The 2,212-nt window shown below is 60.8% G+C and carries 1 protein-coding gene; it reads left to right on the forward strand.

What is annotated here, in order from left to right; all coding sequences use genetic code 11:
• Positions 1-88: 88 nt before the first annotated feature.
• On the forward strand, positions 89-2,083 hold the full coding sequence (gene glgX / locus BDE01S_RS10135) for a glycogen debranching protein GlgX (RefSeq protein WP_066081126.1): 1,995 nt from the start codon (positions 89-91) through the stop codon (positions 2,081-2,083).
• The last annotated feature ends 129 nt before the right edge of the window (positions 2,084-2,212 follow it).

Consider the following 2,212-nt stretch of genomic DNA (forward strand, 5'->3'; position numbering starts at 1 on the left):
ATAGTCGTTCCGTTAGATTGAGCCAGGCGCAGCAACGCTGTATCAAACTAAAGTGAAATGACGATACCTCTCACAGAAAGCACGCAGCATGAACATCGGCGACACACGCCACATACAAGAAGGCCGCCCCTATCCGATGGGCGCGCATCCTGCCGAAGGCGGCGTCAACTTCGCCGTCTTCTCACACCATGCCGAAAAAATCGAGCTCTGCCTGTTTGACGGCGACCGGGAAACCCGCCTCACGCTGCCCACCCGCAGCGGATCCGTGTTTCACGGCTTCGTGCACGGCATCGGCCCCGGCCAACGCTACGGCTTTCGCGTGCACGGCAGCAACGACGCGCCCGGCGCCTGCTTCAATCCGCAAAAACTGCTGGCCGACCCTTATGCCCGCCAAATCGACGGCCGCCCGCACTACCGCAATGCGGAAGAGCTGGCATGGTTTCATCATTCAGACGGCCGCGACAACGCCGCCATCGCGCCCAAAAGCGTCGTTACCGCGCCCGACTGTTTCGATTGGGAAGACGACCGCCGCCCGAATATTCCCTGGGGGCAGACCGTTGTCTATGAAGCCCACGTCAAAGGCTTGACCCGTCTTTTTCCCGACTTGGCACACGCCGGCACTTATCGGGCGCTGGCCGACGAGCGCGTGCTGTCTTACCTGAAGCAGCTGGGCGTGACCGCCGTGGAGCTGCTGCCCGTACAACAACATCTGGACGAATACCACCTGCAGCAGGCGGGCATGAGCAATTATTGGGGCTACAACACCTATGCCCCTTTCGCCCCCGAGCCGGGCTATGCCGCCGATGACGGGCGTGCGGCGGAGGAACTAAAAACCGCCGTCAAAGCACTACACCGCGCCGGCTTGGAAGTGATTTTGGACGTGGTGTACAACCACACCGCCGACCAAGACCGGCACGGCCCCATGCTGTGCCAGCGCGGCTTCGATAATCTCTCCTGGTATTGGGTGCGCGGCGACGGCGATTATGAAAACTGGTCGGGCTGCGGCAACACGCTTAAAGCAGCGCAGCGCGATGTCGCCCGCTGGATTGCCGACAGCCTGCGCTACTGGGCGGAAACCTTCCGCATCGACGGCTTCCGTTTCGACCTGGGCAGCATCTTAGCCCGCGAGCCGCACTTCCAAGCCGAAAGCCGCCTGCTCAACCTGCTCTATCAAGACCCCGTCATCGCACAATGCAAGCTGATTACCGAAGCCTGGGATTTGGGGCCGGATGGCTACCGCCTCGGCAGTTTTCCGCACCCCTTTGCCGAGTGGAACGGCCGCTTCCGCGACGATATGCGGGCGTTTTGGGTGCGGGAAAGCGGTCAGTTAGGCGCATTTGCCGAGCGGCTCTCCGGCTCGTCCGACCTGTTCGGACACAACGGCCGCCGCCCTTCTGCCGGCATCAACTTCATCACTGCCCACGACGGCTTCACCCTCAACGACTTGGTCAGCTACAACGAAAAACACAACCACGCCAACGGCGAAGGCAACCGCGACGGCCACCACGACAACATCAGCGACAACCACGGCATCGAAGGCCCGAGCGACGACCCCGCGATTTTAGAAGCGCGCACGCATACCGCCCAAGCCCTGCTCGCCTCGCTGATGCTCTCCGCCGGCACGCCCATGCTGCTGGGCGGCGATGAATTCGGCAACAGCCAGCAGGGCAACAACAACAGCTATTGCCAAGACAACGCCCTGGCCTGGCTGAATTGGCCGCCGACGCGCCACCCGCTACAGGATTATGTTGCCAAACTGGCCGAAACCCGCGCCCTCATCCGCAGCCTTACCGCTGATTGCTGGTGGCAGCCGCAAAACGTCCGCTGGCTGGACACCGAAGGCAGCGCCATGACCGAAGCCGGCTGGCACGACCGCAGCCGCAAAGCCATGCAGGTGGCAATCGACGGCGAATGGCTGCTGCTGGTGAACGCCAAGCGCAGCCCGCAATTATTTAATCTGCCTCAAGGACAATGGCGCGCATTTTGCGTACCATCTGAGAAATTTAATTACACAAGCGCAGACCAAGTGCAGACCATGCACATGGGCATCTGGGTTTTCAGACGGCATGAGCACCGGGATTAAAGCCCGCACGCACCAAACAATAAGCCGCAGCAGATTTGTCCTACACTATGGCTGATATACCGCAGCAAACGGCGTAATCAGCGGCAATGGCAAGCGCAACAGGCCGTCTGAAAATCGTGCCATACCGAT

The organism is Bergeriella denitrificans NBRC 102155, assembly GCF_001592185.1.
Classification (GTDB): Bacteria; Pseudomonadota; Gammaproteobacteria; order Burkholderiales; family Neisseriaceae; genus Neisseria; species Neisseria denitrificans.

Coding starts and splice junctions, on each gene's coding strand:
- glgX (WP_066081126.1), top strand. CDS start 89: ATGAACATCGGCGACACACGCCACATACAAGAAGGCCGCCCCTATCCG.